Annotated in this window: 19 protein-coding genes; all 19 read left to right on the forward strand. The window is 43.5% G+C overall.

Going from position 1 to position 16,732, the window contains the following annotated elements:
• Window positions 1-32 precede the first annotated feature (32 nt).
• Complete coding sequence (locus L1028_RS27440) at window positions 33-1,196, forward strand: SMP-30/gluconolactonase/LRE family protein (protein WP_234541127.1); 1,164 nt, start codon at window positions 33-35, stop codon at window positions 1,194-1,196.
• A gap of 24 nt (window positions 1,197-1,220) precedes the next feature.
• Window positions 1,221-2,009, forward strand: a complete 789-nt coding sequence (locus tag L1028_RS27445) for an SDR family oxidoreductase (RefSeq protein WP_234541128.1) — start codon at window positions 1,221-1,223, stop codon at window positions 2,007-2,009.
• Window positions 2,010-2,107: 98 nt separating this feature from the next.
• Window positions 2,108-2,245 carry an SAVED domain-containing protein gene (locus L1028_RS31400; protein WP_279306925.1) on the forward strand — a complete coding sequence of 46 codons (138 nt, stop codon included), beginning with the start codon at window positions 2,108-2,110 and terminating at the stop codon, window positions 2,243-2,245.
• Between the two features lie 669 nt (window positions 2,246-2,914).
• Entirely contained in the window at window positions 2,915-3,133 is a 219-nt protein-coding gene (locus tag L1028_RS27455; protein ID WP_036681352.1) for a helix-turn-helix transcriptional regulator, read from the forward strand.
• Window positions 3,117-3,551 (forward strand): hypothetical protein, encoded by a 435-nt coding sequence (locus L1028_RS27460; RefSeq protein WP_234541129.1) that lies wholly within the window; start codon window positions 3,117-3,119, stop codon window positions 3,549-3,551. The genes L1028_RS27455 and L1028_RS27460 overlap by 17 nt, the downstream gene beginning before the upstream one ends.
• Before the next feature lie 58 nt (window positions 3,552-3,609).
• On the forward strand, window positions 3,610-3,981 hold the full coding sequence (locus tag L1028_RS27465; protein WP_234541130.1) for an iron chaperone: 372 nt from the start codon (window positions 3,610-3,612) through the stop codon (window positions 3,979-3,981).
• Window positions 3,982-4,282: 301 nt separating this feature from the next.
• Entirely contained in the window at window positions 4,283-6,034 is a 1,752-nt protein-coding gene (locus L1028_RS27470; RefSeq protein ID WP_234541131.1) for a sensor histidine kinase, read from the forward strand.
• The gene (locus L1028_RS27475; RefSeq protein WP_234541134.1) at window positions 6,031-6,834 is read left to right on the forward strand and encodes a response regulator transcription factor; all 804 of its coding nucleotides are present in this window, start codon (window positions 6,031-6,033) and stop codon (window positions 6,832-6,834) included. Before L1028_RS27470 ends, L1028_RS27475 begins: the two co-directional genes overlap by 4 nt.
• A gap of 66 nt (window positions 6,835-6,900) precedes the next feature.
• Entirely contained in the window at window positions 6,901-8,157 is a 1,257-nt protein-coding gene (locus L1028_RS27480; RefSeq protein ID WP_234541137.1) for an extracellular solute-binding protein, read from the forward strand.
• Between the two features lie 152 nt (window positions 8,158-8,309).
• Window positions 8,310-9,764, forward strand: a complete 1,455-nt coding sequence (locus L1028_RS27485) for an ABC transporter substrate-binding protein (protein ID WP_234541139.1) — start codon at window positions 8,310-8,312, stop codon at window positions 9,762-9,764.
• A gap of 62 nt (window positions 9,765-9,826) precedes the next feature.
• Window positions 9,827-10,813: a carbohydrate ABC transporter permease gene (locus L1028_RS27490; protein ID WP_234541141.1), complete on the forward strand. Its 987-nt coding sequence runs from the start codon at window positions 9,827-9,829 to the stop codon at window positions 10,811-10,813.
• Window positions 10,803-11,657, forward strand: coding sequence for a carbohydrate ABC transporter permease (locus L1028_RS27495; protein WP_234541142.1), 855 nt, complete (start codon window positions 10,803-10,805; stop codon window positions 11,655-11,657). The genes L1028_RS27490 and L1028_RS27495 overlap by 11 nt, the downstream gene beginning before the upstream one ends.
• Window positions 11,658-11,710: 53 nt before the next feature.
• Window positions 11,711-12,676: a glycoside hydrolase family 43 protein gene (locus L1028_RS27500; protein WP_234541143.1), complete on the forward strand. Its 966-nt coding sequence runs from the start codon at window positions 11,711-11,713 to the stop codon at window positions 12,674-12,676.
• A gap of 211 nt (window positions 12,677-12,887) precedes the next feature.
• A complete protein-coding gene (locus L1028_RS27505) occupies window positions 12,888-13,478 on the forward strand; it encodes a hypothetical protein (protein WP_234541144.1) in 591 nt (196 codons plus the stop codon).
• A gap of 9 nt (window positions 13,479-13,487) precedes the next feature.
• On the forward strand, window positions 13,488-14,129 hold the full coding sequence (locus L1028_RS27510) for a TetR/AcrR family transcriptional regulator (RefSeq protein ID WP_234541145.1): 642 nt from the start codon (window positions 13,488-13,490) through the stop codon (window positions 14,127-14,129).
• Between the two features lie 20 nt (window positions 14,130-14,149).
• Window positions 14,150-14,428 carry a hypothetical protein gene (locus L1028_RS27515; protein WP_234541146.1) on the forward strand — a complete coding sequence of 93 codons (279 nt, stop codon included), beginning with the start codon at window positions 14,150-14,152 and terminating at the stop codon, window positions 14,426-14,428.
• Window positions 14,429-14,717: 289 nt separating this feature from the next.
• Window positions 14,718-15,623: an NAD(P)/FAD-dependent oxidoreductase gene (locus L1028_RS27520; RefSeq protein ID WP_234541147.1), complete on the forward strand. Its 906-nt coding sequence runs from the start codon at window positions 14,718-14,720 to the stop codon at window positions 15,621-15,623.
• 122 nt (window positions 15,624-15,745) lie between these two features.
• On the forward strand, window positions 15,746-16,228 hold the full coding sequence (locus L1028_RS27525) for a cysteine hydrolase family protein (RefSeq protein WP_341482588.1): 483 nt from the start codon (window positions 15,746-15,748) through the stop codon (window positions 16,226-16,228).
• A 200-nt stretch (window positions 16,229-16,428) separates the two neighbouring features.
• Window positions 16,429-16,732: hypothetical protein (locus L1028_RS27530; protein WP_234541149.1), on the forward strand; the 304-nt coding region annotated here is incomplete at its 3' end.

Genomic DNA, 16,732 nt, shown 5'->3' on the forward strand with positions numbered 1-16,732 from the left:
AGTCTCTCAAAAATGACATAGGAGGCGCTCAAATGCCCAATAAACCAGTTAGCTCCGTTAAATCTACTGAAGGCGTGAATCGTCCAAAACGCTCACTGCGTGCTAGGATATGCAGATGGGGTCTATCACTGCTCGCGGTGCTAGTTCTAGGATTACTCGTTTTCTTACTTTTGCCTTCACCGATCGAACCGGCAAAATGGTCCGCACCGACGGCTCCCTCTTTTGAGGAAGCGGGTCCGTGGAAACAGAACAACAAACTAAGCTTGGCTCAGCTTGTTACTGATGCCCCTCAATTCCCGGAATTCATTACATTCGATAAAGAAGGCCAGCTATATACAGGGGATTCAGACGGGAAAATTTACAAGGTTCCTTTCGATGCAGAGGGTAATCCGCAAAAAGCTCAACTGTTTGCAGACACCAAAGGAACGCCTAATGGGCTTATATTCGATGCCAAAGGCGATTTGATCGTTACGGATGTCAAGAGGGGACTGCTGTCTATAAACCCATCCGGGAGCATAGAGGTATTGGCCGATCAAGTGGACGGCAAACCGATCTATTTAGCTAATGAGCTTGATATTGCCAAGGACGGCTCCATTTATTTCTCCGATACTTCGAATTATGGTAGCGTGACCTTCAAAGAAATTGCCGAGAACAAGCCTCATGGACGTTTGCTGAAGTATGATCCAATGACCAAGAAGACGACCGTCCTGTTAGAAGGCCTCTATTTTGCAAACGGGGTTGCCTTGTCCGCGGATGAAGATTTTGTGCTTGTGGCGGAATCGTATCATTATCAGTTGACCAGATACTGGCTCAAAGGACCGGAGAAGGGTACATCTGATATTTTTGCGGACAATCTCGCAGGCTTTCCAGATAACATTACGCGTGATGAGCAAGGTCATTTCTGGGTCGGTCTCTTCACGACTCGCCTTTCTTTTGTAGATCAGATGCATAGCAACCCTTGGTTAGCCAGTAACATGGCCAAATTACCGCAGTCACTGCTTAACGGCGCAAGCGCACCGGTGAAGCATGGGCTTGCTGTGGAGCTCAGCCCGCAGGGAGAGCTTATAGGAAGCTGGCATGATCCGGAAGGCAAACTGTATGGCATAACTACGGCTTCAAGCCATAACGGATATTTATATATAGGAACGGCACCTGGAGGCAGTAAGGGCGTTCATCGCGTGCCTTTAACAAAATAAGGTTGGAATCCGGGAGGGTGCGAAATGAATCTGAATGATTTGGAGCTATCTTGGAATGAGAAGGAGAGTCTTACCGGCAAAGTGGCTTTGGTGACAGGCGCTAGCAGCGGCATCGGGGCGTCGATCGCTAGGAAACTGGCAAAGCGCGGCGCCCATGTGACTGTAGTGGCACGTCGACGGGATCGATTGGATGAGCTGGTTCAGGAATTGCATAAAGAGGGATTGTACGAGGTTATGGCAGTACCTGCTGATATTCAAAAGGCTGAAGAAGTACAGCATGTGGTCAATGAAACGATTAACCGCTGGGGCCGTCTTGATATTGTAGTCGCCAATGCCGGATTCGGGTATCGAAGTCCTTTGGTAGAAGTGGATCTGGAAAGATGGGAGGAGCTGTACAGGACGAATGTACACGGTCTAATGTTGACGCTGCGCTACGGGCTTCCGCCGATGCTGGGTCAGGGCAAGGGAGATGTCATCATCATCTCCTCCATTGCCGGCAAGGAAGTGATTGCCGGAGGAGGTCCATACAGCGCTACCAAGTACGGCGTTAACGCCATAGCATCTGCATTACGTTTGGAGACAATAGATCAGGGGATTCGAGTTACGACGATTCAGCCCGGGGCGGTGGCAACGGAGTTTTCTCAGGTGGCCGGGTATTCCCAGAATGAAATTCGTGCGTTTGCTTCGAAGGTCCTGCCATTACATCCCGATGATGTTGCAGAGGCGGCACTCTATGCACTGGAACAGCCTGAGCATGTCAGCATTCCGGAACTGACCATCATGCCTTCACGGCAAGCCCAGCGATTCAAATAAAGAGATGTCCACTTACCGTGCCATATCGTGTTCAGATAAAGCCCTAAGTTTGGTATCTCGGGCAGTCCAACTAACCATTAAGGGAGAAGAGCGCTTGCATGGCATTATATAGTGGTCCCGCTGGCCTGGCTATTGAACTTGGACGTAGCATTAATCAAAATATGTGGCCAGAAGTAGCTTTGTACGAATTTAAATATCGAGAAACCCCGCGCTATCAGCGAACTTTTAACATTTAGTTATTCATATTTCAACCAAGATCGTGAAGAATTCTTTAAAGTATAAATTGTGTTTACTAACTTTAATGTGATTGGGAAATAATGATTTATTATTGGTTACCAACATTAATGTAATTCAAAATATTGACGAATCTCCTGAAATTCCTTGAAAGTACGGGATTTCTCAGACACCAACTATAATGTCACTGAACAGAATACGTTAGTCCCGATGATGTGAATAGTCATCGGGATTTTTTATTTTTGCATATTGTTGAGGTGAGCTAAGCTATAAGCTAATTGAAGCTTTCTTTCATAAGTTGTCGCACGCGAAACACACAACGTCACCCATACTCCTATTAGGGAGTTAACGGGGGGTATTTTTCATGTCCAATTCTACAGATGAAGTAGCAAAATGCCGCGTCTTAAACTGTGTTATTTCCCGTGAAACCTTATCACGAGTAAAGCGAAATGAAAAAAAGGACTATATAAGAGCCAGCAGGATCAAGGAAACAAAAACCTCTTAATATATTGCGAGATTCGGCTAAGTGTATATTCTCAGCTCAGAAAGTTACAGAGAAAGTCATGACAGCACTCCACATAACTTTATGGAAAGTTAGCTTTACATGCGCAGTTCAATATGTTATCCTTACGGAAAGTTAACTTTCCATAATTACTTCAGGAGGTAAGGTATTGAAAAACAGGCTTGAAGAGATTAGAAAAGAAAAAGGTATTAAACAAGAAGAACTAGCGGATAAATTGGAAGTATCCAGACAAACGATTGGTTCACTTGAAAATGGCCGTTATAACCCATCCATCATTCTTGCATTTAAGATTGCGCGATTTTTTGAAATGAGTATTGAGGATATTTTCATTTACGAGGAGGAGCTGGGAAATGAAAACGGTAAGTAAATGGGTGCTCTTAACAATTGCAGGTGCTATTATGGTTTATATGGGTGGATTTATTTTAATTGACGAGAAGCTAAAAGGCATTTCCGGTTTGCTCATTGGTGTGGGTTCAGTCCTCACAGTGCTTGGAGTAGGAAATATGTTGTATTCGTTATGGCTTAATAAGCCTCAGAACAAAGTAAAGAATGATGAGAAAATTAGAATGAGTAAAATTGAGGCTAATGACGAACGGAAAATAAGAATAAGAGAAAAAGCGGGTTGGAAAACTAATATTGTTAACTTTTACATCCTAATGGCTCTAACTGTTGTGTTTAGTTTAATGGGAGTAGATCAAACTGTAGTCACTGTGTTATGTGGTGTTTTTGTTTTTCAAATCTCTTTAGGAATTTTCCTGTTTAATTATTATGCTAAGAGAATGTAATTGGAATGACGTCACATCAATTAGACCATTCAAAAATATTTTTTTAGGAGAGAATGACATGGAGGTTTTCGCAGAATATTTAACGCAAATTGATAACCCGCAGCATCGGGAGCGAATGGAAGAGGTGTTGGGTTGGGTAACTAAGAAATTCACAGATTTAAAACCGAAAATTGCGTGGAATCAGCCTATGTTCACCGATCACGACACCTATATTATTGGCTTTAGCGTATCCAAACAACATATGGCTGTTGCGCCTGAAATCGCAGGGATTAATCATTTCTCTGATGCAATTGTACAGGCTGGCTATGATCACACCAAGCAGTTGTTACGGATCCGGTGGGATAGCCCAGTTGATTTCTCATTGCTTGATAAAATGATCGAGTTTAACATTATGGACAAGGCAGATTGTTCAACTTTTTGGCGAAAATAAAAAATAAAAAAGTAGGTAGTCTCGATGATGAAGACATCATCGGGATTTTTTTATTTAGGAGTAAGATTTTCTTATATGAAAGGTTACTGGAAATAGGTTTAATATGCTCGCTAGTCGGTATTGGGGCAAAAATATTAGTTCTTTTTGCCGAATCCATAATTCTTTCTTAGCGGATCATTAGCAAACATGCTAATATATTGACTGAAAAGGTTGAAAGCCCTTACTTTTTTACAGATAGGGGCGATCATCTCATGTTCACATGATAAAGAGGGGAAGAGACTGCATGCGGCGGATACTGTCGATGTTAAAGTTAAATACGCTGCGAAATCAAATGTTGCTCGGTTTCCTCGCCGTCATGCTCATCATTCTGACGTTCGTTGGAGGGATTACGTTCCATTCAGTCTCGACGCTACTCAAGAATAATGCGGAGAAGCATATTCAGCAAACCGCAATTCAGGCTAACGGCCGTTTGGAAAGCGTTCTCGAACAGATCAATTCTCTGACGACGCTGGTATCGACCAACGATTATATTCAGCAACTCCTTTTACGCGATATAGAGGGTCATCCCGCTACCTTTACGGAACGGCAAGCGCTGCCATCTATTATCAATCTGGTCCAAATCTACACGGACGGCATCAAATCTGTTGAGCTTTATAATAAAGACGGAGTAAGGCTGTATCCTCTCGACGGCAGTACCCTTAGAGATAAGGTACCCGAGGATTGGATTGAAATGACGACAAGAAAGGAAGGCAGTCTCGTTTGGTTCGGTATTGATCCGCTCGATCCTACGTCGCTTGTGGCGATCCGGCAGATCAGCCTTATTGATCGGCATTTCACAACTGGAGGCTATTTACTCATCCGCTCTGACCGTGACAAGTTTGCACTTAAAGACTCTTTATCGGGGGAAGGGGACGGAGAAACAGTATTACTCCTCGCTCCGGATGGCCAGTTCATCACGTCTAACGATGACACTATTTCACAAAAGACAGCAGCAAAGCTGGTGGAGGAATCCGACGATCAGAATGTTTCTATCGGCAAACGGTCCTTTATCGTTGTCAAACAGCGGTCTTCCGTGACAGGATGGACGCTGCTCATCTTAACCCCGGTTAACGTCATCACCAAGGGGATATCGGTCTTGCGGACGACCATTGTCGTATCGGCTTTGATGGGTACCTTACTGTTCACCTTGCTTTCGTTTTTCCTATCTATACTTATTACCAGACCTGTGTTCAGGTTGATCAAAGCTATGAGAAGTACCCGTCTAGGCATACTGAAGCCTATCGAAAACGTATCGTCCACTATGGAAATTCAGGAACTGAATTATTCCTATAACAAAATGGTTGATAATATCAACGAGCTGATCCAATTGGTTTATGAGAAGGAGTTATCCCGGAGTCATACGGAGTTGAAGGCACTTCAAGCGCAGATTAATCCGCATTTTTTGTTTAATACCCTAGATGTCCTGTACTGGTCGCTGCTGGATAGGGATGAAGATCAACTGGCGGAGTATGTTGTCGCCATGTCTGATTTATTCCGTTATACGATCACCGGCTCAAGTAAAGGGGGATGGGTGAAGTTACAGGATGAGCTGGAGCATGTAAAGCGATATTTGCTTATTATGAAAATGCGATTTGAAGATCGCTTGGAGTGGGAAATTGAGGCTCCTCCTGAATTTTCGAATGTGGAGTTACCCCGACTATTGCTGCAGCCTCTTGTAGAGAATGCCGTATTGCATGGGGTCGAGAGCAAGATTGAACCGGGATGGATAAAGCTAACGGTTGCTGGAGATGAAGAATGGGTCACCATTACGGTGGAAGATGACGGGATGGGAATGGACGAGGAGATGCTGCGCTCTCTTGTGGAAGGGCTGGATAGCGGAAAGGTATCTTCTTCAAAAGATTCCGGCGTCGGAATCGCTAATGTGCATAGAAGGCTTCAACTATTTTTTTCGAGAGAGAATGAGCAGGGTGCGGCAATGACCATTGATAGCCAAAAAGGTCAAGGCACCCGTATAAACATCAAAATTCCTGTTCGAGGAGACAAAATGCCATGAGAAGCAGAACAATTCTTATTGTCGACGATGAACCGAGATCTAGAGAAGGGATGAAGAAAATACTAGAGGTGTGGGCAGCCGGTCATTATGAAATCCTTACGGCAAGCAATGGGATCTCGGCTATTGAAATACTGGAGGAAATACCAGTGGAGCTCATGATATCGGACATCCGCATGCCGGGAATCAGTGGTCTTTCTTTAGTTAGCCAAATAAGGGATAAAAAAATACAGCGTCAGCCATCCGTTATTCTCATCTCCGGTCATGCCGAGTTCGAGTATGCTCAGCAAGCGATTCAGTTGTCCGTAGTTGAATATTTGCTCAAGCCAGCCAGCCGGGAAAAGCTAATCGCATCTGTGGAGAATGCCCTGAAGGCAGGGGAGGAGCAGGAACATATCGGCTTCATGCGAAAGATGGCTGATCCACAATTAATGGCCATAAGAGATGAAGATGCCGCATTAAGCGATCCGGTCCGTCAGGCGATAGACTACGTGGATATGCATATAGAAGAGGCGATCAGTCTACAGGAAGTAGCCGGACTTGTTCATCTGAACGGGAGCTATTTCAGTTCTCTTTTCAAGGAGCAATGCCAGATGAATTTCAGCGAATACGTCGCCCGTAGAAAATTGCAGAAAGCGAAGGAATTACTGCTGAAAACGAATCTGCCTATAGCGGAAATTGCCAGCCTTACGGGTTACCAGACGGTTAAATATTTCAACAAGCTGTTCAAGGAATATGAAAGAATGAGTCCAGGGCAGTATCGTTCTTCCATGAGGAATGGTATAGAAGCGAATATCCAATAACGGCTCGGCAAGGGGGGAATATCTACGAAGAGGATCGGATTATCCATTACCCTTTTCTTAACATTGTTGTTGATAACAACTGCTTGCAATGGGGATAAGGGGAATAGCAGCAAGAGCGACGGCGAGAAAATCACTTTAAAAATGATGCATCTATGGCCGGATAGCAATAACTCCGCGCAAAACAAAATGGTAAAAGAAATCATCAGAGAATTTGAAGAAGCTAATCCGAATATCACCATCAAGACGGAAGTTCTTGAAAATGAGCAGTATAAAAGCAAACTGAAGGTACTTGCCGCTTCTAACGATCTACCGGACATCGGATTCACCTGGGCAGCAGGCTTTATGGATCCTTATGTTAGGGGAGATAAGTTTGCAGCCGTTGATGATCTTTTACAGGATGAGTTGAAAGGAAAATTCGTAGCTGGTACGACGGAGGGGTACTCCTTTGATGGGAAGACGTATGCCCTTCCTGTCGAACTAAACATAGTTCCGGTCTACTATAATAAAGAAATATTTTCAGAATTTAATCTGCAGCCTCCCCAAACCTTGGATGATCTCAAAGCGATCATTCGAACACTGAATAACAATGGCATAACACCTGTTACTCTTGGCGGTAAGGACGGTTGGCCGGCTTCCTTCTGGTACATGTATCTAGCTGATCGTATTGGGGGACCTAACCTGATGGATAAAGCTGTTGCGGATCAGGATTTCACAGATCCTTCCTTGCTAGAGGCTGCAAGACAAGTGCAAGAGCTGGTAAACCTGAACACATTCATCAAAGGCTACAACGGATTATCCAATGATGAAGCCAAGGTACAGTTCATGAACGGTAAGTCAGCCATGTTCGTTACAGGGACTTGGGAGCTGCCAGATTTCACGACCACTACAAATATAGCCCAAGAATTTAAAGTCAACATTGGGTATTTCAAGTTCCCGACAGTTGAAGGCGGTAAAGGCAACGTGGATGATTGGGTCGGTGGTCCGGGCACTGGATTATTCGTTTCCAAAAATTCGAAGCATGCTCTGGAGGCCAAAGAATTCGTCAGCTTTTTCGTTCAAAAGTGGGGGGAGCATTCTGTTGTCAATGCAGGCGTAATCCCGGCTACCAAAGTAGATACTGCGGCCATCAAGCTACCGCAAATGTTCATTGATTTATTAAACGAGTTAAATAAGGCTAATAAAGTAACTCTTTATCTGGATACACAAATGAAGCCAGTCGCATCTACCATACACATGAATCAGATTCAGGCATTGTTCGGCGAAGCCGTCACGCCAGAAGAGTTCATCAAGAAACAGGATGACGCGCTAAAAGCGGATAAGTAATGATCAAAAATATAAACAGATCATGGAGACATCAAGGGGTAGATCCCTCGATGTCTCTTTTTTGCGCTCTATAGAACTGAATCTAAAAATAGTGGAAGTTTTCCTAAAGAGGGTGTCCTTATGCTGAAGGATTGCAGGATCTATAATTATGTATGCGGTTACATAAAACCGAGATATCAATACAAAAGGGGAGGCAAAGTATGAAAAGTATGAAACGTAGTTTAGTGGGGATTTCTACATTGCTCGTGATGTCATCTGCTCTCGCAGCATGTGGTGGGAACTCGAATTCTGACTCATCTAGCCCAAGTTCAACGCCTGCACCAGCAGCCAACGCTACCGAAGCTCCATCAAAAGGAACAGGCGAGAAAGTCACTATCAATCTCTGGAGCTTTACGGACGAGATTCCTAATATGACCAAGAAGTATATGGAGACTCATCCTGACGCCAATGTAGAGTTCAAAACTACAGTTATCGCAACCACCGACGGCGCTTATCAACCTGCGCTTGATCAGGCTCTGTCCGCTGGAGGAAAAGATGCTCCGGACATTTATGCAGCTGAATCAGCATTCGTACTCAAGTATACACAAGGGGACGCATCCAGCTATGCAGCCAACTATTCTGATATGGGCCTTGATGACCAAATGGTTAAGGATGCTGGCATCGCGCAATACTCGGTTGATATCGGGAGCTTAGACGGTAAATTAAAAGCCCTCGGCTATCAAGCGACTGGCGGCGCCTTTATCTATCGCCGCTCCATTGCGAAGGATGTTTTTGGAACAGATGATCCAGCCACTATCAAAAATGAAATTGGACCAGGCTGGGATAAATTCTACGATGCAGCCGCGAAGTTGAAAGCTAAGGGATACGGCATCGTTTCTGGCGATGGCGATATCTGGCACCCGATCGAGAACAGCTCTGACAAAGGCTGGATTGTTGATGGTAAGCTTCATATCGATCCGAAGCGTGAAGAGTTCCTGGATCTTTCTAAAAAGCTGAAAGACAATGGCTATCACAACGATACGACAGACTGGACGGAAGCATGGTACGCGGATATGTCCGGTGCCGGCGCCCAACCGATCTTCGGTTTCTTCGGTCCTGCTTGGCTCATCAACTACGTGATGAACGGTCAAGTAAAAGACACGAATGGCGACTGGGCGGTTTCCGAACCACCGACAGGTTTTTTCTGGGGTGGCACTTGGCTGCTTGCCAACAAAGACGTCACCAAGGACGAAGCCAAGAAACAGGCTGTTGCGGACTTTGTGAAGTGGGTTACACTCGACACCTCAGAAACGGGACTCCAACATTACTGGGCTAACGGTACAATGAAGGAAGGCGAGCAAGGTACGAAGGACAGCGTTGCATCCTCCGTTGTTATGTCGAAGTCAAACGGCGAAGTTCCACTGCTAGGCGGTCAGAACATGTTCGACGTTTTCGTACCAGCCAACGCAAACGCTTCAGGTAAGAACTTGACCCAGTACGACGAAACAATCAACAAGCTTTGGCGTGATCAAGTACGTGAATACACAGCGGGCAATAAGGACCGTGCCAAAGCGATCGAAACCTTTAAGCAACAAGTCAAAGACCAACTTGGCATTGAAAGCGAATAAGAAGGATTCGGAGGGGCGGGGGAGTCATCCCGCCCCTTCATATCAACTAAAGAGGTGAGAGCATGCGCCGCAAAAATGTGAACTATTCGAAATACGGTTATATTTTTACCTTTCCGTTTGTCCTGGCATTTCTGATTTTCTCACTGTATCCCATTTTATATACCGCAGTCATTGGATTCACCGATATGAAAGGAATCATACCAAAACCGATCCATATTCTTGATAATCCTTTTCAAAACTTCAAAGACCTACTCTTTGATAATCCTTCGTTCCGGAAGTCTTTGATCAACACTGGATTGCTCTGGATTACTAACTTCGTTCCCCAGATGCTTCTCGCGCTCTTGCTAACGGCATGGTTCACGAATAAGCGTCTCAATATAAAGGGACAAGGCTTGTTCAAGGTTCTGCTCTATATGCCTAATATCATCACAGCGAGTACGATTGCCGTGTTGTTCAGCACTTTATTCGCCTATCCGATGGGTCCTGTAAACAGTTTGTTTCAAATGTTAGGATGGACCGACGCTCCGGTGTTCTTCCTGCAGGATAAGACGACAGCACGGGGCATTGTCGCGTTCATCCAGTTCTGGATGTGGTACGGCAACACCATGATCGTCCTGATTGCTGGTGTTATGGGTATAAATCCTGCACTCTTCGAGTCTGCATCGATTGACGGGGCCAACGGGTTTCAAACCTTCTTCCGCATCACACTGCCAAGTCTGCGTACGATATTGCTGTTCACACTGATTACATCGATGGTGGGTGGTTTGACCATGTTCGATATTCCGCAATTATTCCTTGCAGGCGGACCGGACGATTCTACGCTTACTACGTCCATGTTTATCTACGGGCAAGCATTCAAGGGCAGCTACATGTACAATCGTGCTGCAGCAGCGAGTATGATCATGTTCTTGATTTCGGCAGTACTGGCTGGAATACTGTTCTACGTGATGCGTGACCGCGACGCGTCAAGACTTAAAAAAATACAAAAACAAAAGTATAGAAAAGCTGCTATAGCAGCCCGTGAGGGAGGTGTAACACATGGCAAATAATCAGAAAAGCGGAACCGTTAACCGAAAGATCAACAAGACAATTATCTATGTTGTTTGCATCTCTTTGGCGGTGCTCAGTATCCTGCCGTTTTGGATCATGTTTGTAAATGCCACACGCTCTACACCGGAAATTCAAAGCGGACTTTCTCTGCTTCCTTCGAGCCACATGATGAGCAACCTGCGAGTGTTGCTCGATAAGAGCTTCGATCCGCTTCAAGGGTTCCTGAATTCATTTATTATTGCCAGTTCTGCAACCCTCTGTACAGTCTATTTCTCGTCCTTGGCGGCCTATGGACTCGTCACTTACAGCTGGAAGCTACGGGGACCATTCTTCACCTTCATCATGTGCGTGATGATGATTCCTTCCCAGGCAAGCGCCATCGGATTCTATCAGTTCATGTATAAATTACATTGGACTAACAATTTTCTTCCGCTGATTCTACCAGCGATTGCTGCACCGGCGGTGGTGTTCTTTATGCGCCAATACTTGCTCGCAACTCTGTCGATAGAGATCGTGGAAGCTGCGCGCGTAGATGGGTCCGGTGAATTCTTCACTTTCAACCGGATTATCTTACCGCTGATGATGCCAGCAGTAGCAACACAAGCCATCTTTGCCTTTGTGGCTAACTGGAACAACTTGTTCATGCCGCTGATATTGCTTACACAGAAGGAGAAATACACCATGCCAATCATGGTTAGCTTGCTCCGAGGTGATATCTACAAAACGGAGTTTGGTTCGATCTATATGGGGCTGGCTTTGACAGCTTTACCGCTGTTTGTGGTTTACTTCTTGTTATCCAGATATATTATTGCAGGCGTAGCGCTTGGTGGCGTCAAAGAATAACCCCGGCAAGCTGGCTTCACATAAGTAATTTCAATGAGGAGGAGAATCCTATTATGGCAACAAAAAATGAACCGTTAGTTACCCATCTCTATACAGCCGATCCCTCCGCTCATGTATTTGAGGGCAAGCTGTATATTTACCCATCCCATGATATCGACCATGATGGACCTACGAATGATAACGGTGACCAGTATGCGATGGAAGATTATCATGTGTTTTCCTTGGAAGATCCTACATCCCCCTGTGTAGATCATGGAGAGGCGCTTCATCTTCGGGATGTGCCTTGGGCTTCGAAGCAAATGTGGGCGCCCGATGCCGCGTACCGGCAGGGGACGTATTATTTGTTTTTCCCGGCCCGGGACAAGGAGGGGATTTTCCGTATCGGAGTGGCTACGTCAACTTCTCCGTCTGGTCCTTTCCAGGCTCAAGAAAGCTATATCGAAGGGAGCTTCAGCATCGATCCAGCCATATTCGTGGACGAGGACGAAAGAGTCTACATGTATTTTGGCGGCTTATGGGGCGGACAATTAGAAAAGTGGCAAGACGGTGTATTTCGGCAAGATGCGGTAGAAAAGGGCCCAGAGGAACCGGCTTACGGTCCTTGGATGGGCGAGCTGAGTGAAGACATGCTGACATTCAAATCGGCCCCTCAGGAAATCAGCATTACTGATGAAGAAGGGAACTCCATCCTTGCGGGTGATGAAGACAGGAGATACTTCGAGGGTCCATGGATGCACAAATACAAAGGGAAATACTATCTCTCGTACTCCACGGGCACGACCCATAAGATCGTCTACGCGGTGAGTGATAAGCCTTGCGGCCCCTTTGTTTTTCAAGGAACGATCCTGAATCCAGTCATTGGCTGGACGACTCATCACTCTATCGTGGAATTTAACGAGAAATGGTATTTGTTCTATCATGACGCATCGCTGTCTGGCGGCGTAGACCATAAACGCAGTATGAAATTTACGGAGCTCCATTATGAAAAGGACGGCAGAATCCGGCCGGTAGTGCTTTAATTAATCGGCTAGTCTACTTTTAATGAATTTATTATAAAAGTCTACTTAAGGATGTCTTGTGGCTAACGCTTCAGAGACATCCCTATTTGTCTAATAATTTACTTTTGGTACATTTCAGATGGGGACAAGGGAATTGAAATATCTCTTGATTAATAATGTTACTCAAATTACATTTATTATTGAAGTAACATGTTTTTGAGGGGGATAATGCGTGAGTAAACTTTCGAAAATATTAAAGTGGTTTATGGAAACATCAACTTGGATGAAAGCAATTATTTGGTTAGCCGCATCACAAATCGTGTATCTTATTATGTTGTTAGTAACGATTCCAGCCATTCAGAATAAGGCAGATGGAATGAAAATTTTAGACTTAAAGGCAAGCGGATATTCGCAAGAATACGTAATATCATTTTTAGAGACGATAGGGAAAGAGGGGCGGGATTTATATTTAACACAACAAATTCCATTGGATCTTATCTATCCAAGTTTACTGGCGATTACTGGGGCGCTATTCATTGCCCTATTCTCCAAGAAAATCAACTCTCGTTTAGGTGTAATCATGTTTATTCCTATTGTTGGAGCAATTTTTGACTATCTTGAAAATAGCATGGTTGCCGTAATGCTGCTTTCGTTTCCCCATATCACCAAACCGATGGTTGTGAGCTCCAGTATATTTACGGTTTCAAAAACATTCTTTGATTCGGTATATTTAGTATTGTTAGTGATACTATTCGGGATATTCCTATACAAGATTGTACGAGGAAAAAATAAACGAGAAGACAGGAGCACAATATCTAGTTAAGGTGGTCAAATGGAGAATAATCTTTCTTTAAGAGAACGAAAAAAATATCAAACCATGTTAAGTATTTTAGATGAGTTTTTAGTTTCCCTTGAAAGCAAGTATTTTGATGAGATTCACATTGAAGAAATATGTGACCGAGTAAGGATTTCTAAAGTGACCTTCTTTAGGTACTTCTCTTCCAAGGAAGAGGTTCTCGACTATTTTGTTCTTCGCTGGTGTTATCAAAGAAGTGTTGAAATCGATAGGGGGACCTTTTCAGGTACAGAGGGAATTCGTCATATGTTTAAAACCGCCGCTGAAATTCCGCATGCCAAGAAAATCCTGTTGTCCATCATCCAGTACTATTCTAAATTAAAAGCAGAGCCGGTAAAGAAGGAGCTTAGTGAATATGAACGGTACATTATTTCACAAAACTCCTCTGAGGGCATTCACATTGATGTATTTCCTTTGCAGTCTCTATTCCATATCTATTTATCTCAAATAGAAGGCATATCAGAGTCACAAAAAGTGCTCTATTCACGGCAGCTGTTGTCACTTTTTTATGGAATCCCATTTCAGGTTCATATTGACGTGTCAGAACCGCAGACAATACTGAGTGCTTATATGGACAGTTTAGATCTCTTGTTTGGTAGACTTATAATCATGGAATAAGACGCAAAGGATTTGAAGCGATGAAATTATATTTGTTTATTATTCAAGCCTTTTATTTATTATCGCTTATTCCCTGGTTCATAATTTGGGGATTATCCTTTATGGTTTTTGATAATGGAATCTCAGCATGGGGAATATCAATAATGATAATTGTTTCTTTGTATCCAGTTGCTGTGGTGATTTGTTCGATTCTATCTTGGATTTTTAGGGGAAGGTTTAAATCTTTAACTATCTTTTTTATTAGTGCTGTTCCATTACTGTGGGTGATTACGTTGGGGGCTATAATAATTGGTTATTAAATTGGTTCTCGATAATGTGCTTTGAGAAGACTGCTTTAGATCAAGATAAGAAAACCCTGTGGCTTGAAACTTTGGGAGAATCAAATGATTGAATAATTTAGTAGCGATTTAGAAGAGGGGGCAATGATTGTATAGAATAAATTCTTGCCTTTTAAATATATAAAAGTTATTATGGATTCGTAAAGTCTACAATAAAGGGAAGTAATCCGCTCTTTTTTTGGGGTTATACCAGATAATAGAGATCTTTGATATCTTTAATGTAAATTGAAAAGCGAAAGGGAGAATAAGAATGACTTACGATTGTGTAATTATTGGCGGAGGACCGGCAGGTCTAAATGCTGCTCTTGTGCTAGGTAGGGCAAGAAAAAGTGTGGTTGTTATGGATGAAGGACGCGCGCGTAATAGGGTTACTCGTAAAACACATGGCTTCCTTACTAGAGATCCTATAAGTCCAAGCGAATTTAGGCAGATTGCGAAGGAGCAGATTAGTGCCTATCCTTCCGTTACTTTTGCGGAAGATACCGCCATATCGATTACGGGAACCAATGGCGATTTTCAAATTACGACGGTTCAGGGTCAGACTTTTCACAGTAAAAAGGTGCTCTTCGCCATAGGGATGAAGGACCTCCCGATGGATATTAAGGGGCTCTCAGACGTATATGGTAAAAGCGCCTTTATCTGCCCCTATTGTGATGGATGGGAACTAAGAGATCAGCCTCTTGTCGTAATTGTTAAGGGAGCCGATGCAACGCATATGGCCCAAGTGTTATCTGGTTGGACGAAAAAGATTACCATATGTACTAATGGATCTGATGACTTGACGGATGCACAACGCGAAGAGCTAAATCAACATAACATTCCTGTCTATGACTCACCGATTCAGTCGATCAAATCTGACAATGGCATGGTGCAGCAAGTTATGTTGAAGGATGGTACTAGCATCGTATGTACGGGGATATTTTTTAGACCGAAGCTTATGATCGGGGCGGATTTGCTGCAGGCCATCGGTTGTGAGCTCACAGAAACAGGAACAGTCATCGTAGATAATCTTGGTAAAACGAACGTTCCAGGCGTTTATAGTGCTGGTGATGCAGCAACACATCTTCATCAAGCCATTATTGCCGCTTCTATGGGCTCCTTAGCTGGGGTCGGCATTAACAACGAGTTGAATGAAGAGGAATGGCGTAACATCTGATGCTATTGTACAAAATAGTCTAATTCATTTATTCCCTTGAGCTGAATCTACATCCAGATTAGTATAGAAACTAGCTATATTTATTCTGAGAGGGGTAGTTCAAAATAAAAATTGGATTCTTAATTGTTGATATGCAAAATCTTTTCTTACACGATCATATGGAGAAATTAAATGTAAGTGAAGCTTGTGAATACATTAATTATGTGTCTGGGTTACTTCGTGCGAAGGACCAAATCGTCGTCCATATACAAGACATGGAAGGGGCGAATGCGGATACGGATCCAGAAGCAAGAAATAGTATACCGGAAATTACAGTAGCACCCACGGATATCCAGATGGCGAAAGAATTCTCTAATGCTTTTTGGAAAACGGATTTGGAACAACTGCTACGTGAACATGGTGTTGAATTCATCATCGTTGCGGGCTTCGCCGCAGAACATTGTGTAACTTTTACTATTAACGGTGCACAAGAAAGAGGCTTTCAAGCAGCCCTATTACAGAAGGCAATCCTTAGCACACGGCCAGATGCTATTACCTCGATTTACCGTGATCGGCATATGATCTCTTACCCTGTGATCGAATTCTTAATGGAGACCATGGCTTGAGATTCTACTAATAGAAGCTAATGATAATAATTGGAGTTACGTATTAGATAACTAATATGTAACTCTATTTTATTATAGGCTCGTCCTTCACTAATTGAATTTTCTATATTGAATAAACTCTAAAATAAGAAAAGTCCCCTTTTAGACTTACGACTGTGATTGTTAAGCTATTCGGTATAATTTTGAAAGGAATGACAGCGGTGAAGACAGATAAAGAAATGTTGATATCGGTTATTTGCAACGACACTTCAAGAGATGACGAAATTGACGATGCCGTTATGGATTTATCCAAATTTGATGACGATGAAGTGATTCAAATTCTTATGATAGTAGCAAATGACGCTTCATTCGATCACATGATAAGAGCCAGTGCAGGAGAATCCTTAGCAGATATTTGGTTAAAAAGAAGTATCATCGACTATACACAGTTAGGAACTCTGACAGAGATTCCATTGAAAGAAGCATTGGCAATGATTAAATCCAACCGAACTGATTGGTATACGA

Source organism: Paenibacillus pseudetheri, assembly GCF_924513355.1.
GTDB lineage: Bacteria > Bacillota > Bacilli > Paenibacillales > Paenibacillaceae > Paenibacillus_AQ > Paenibacillus_AQ pseudetheri.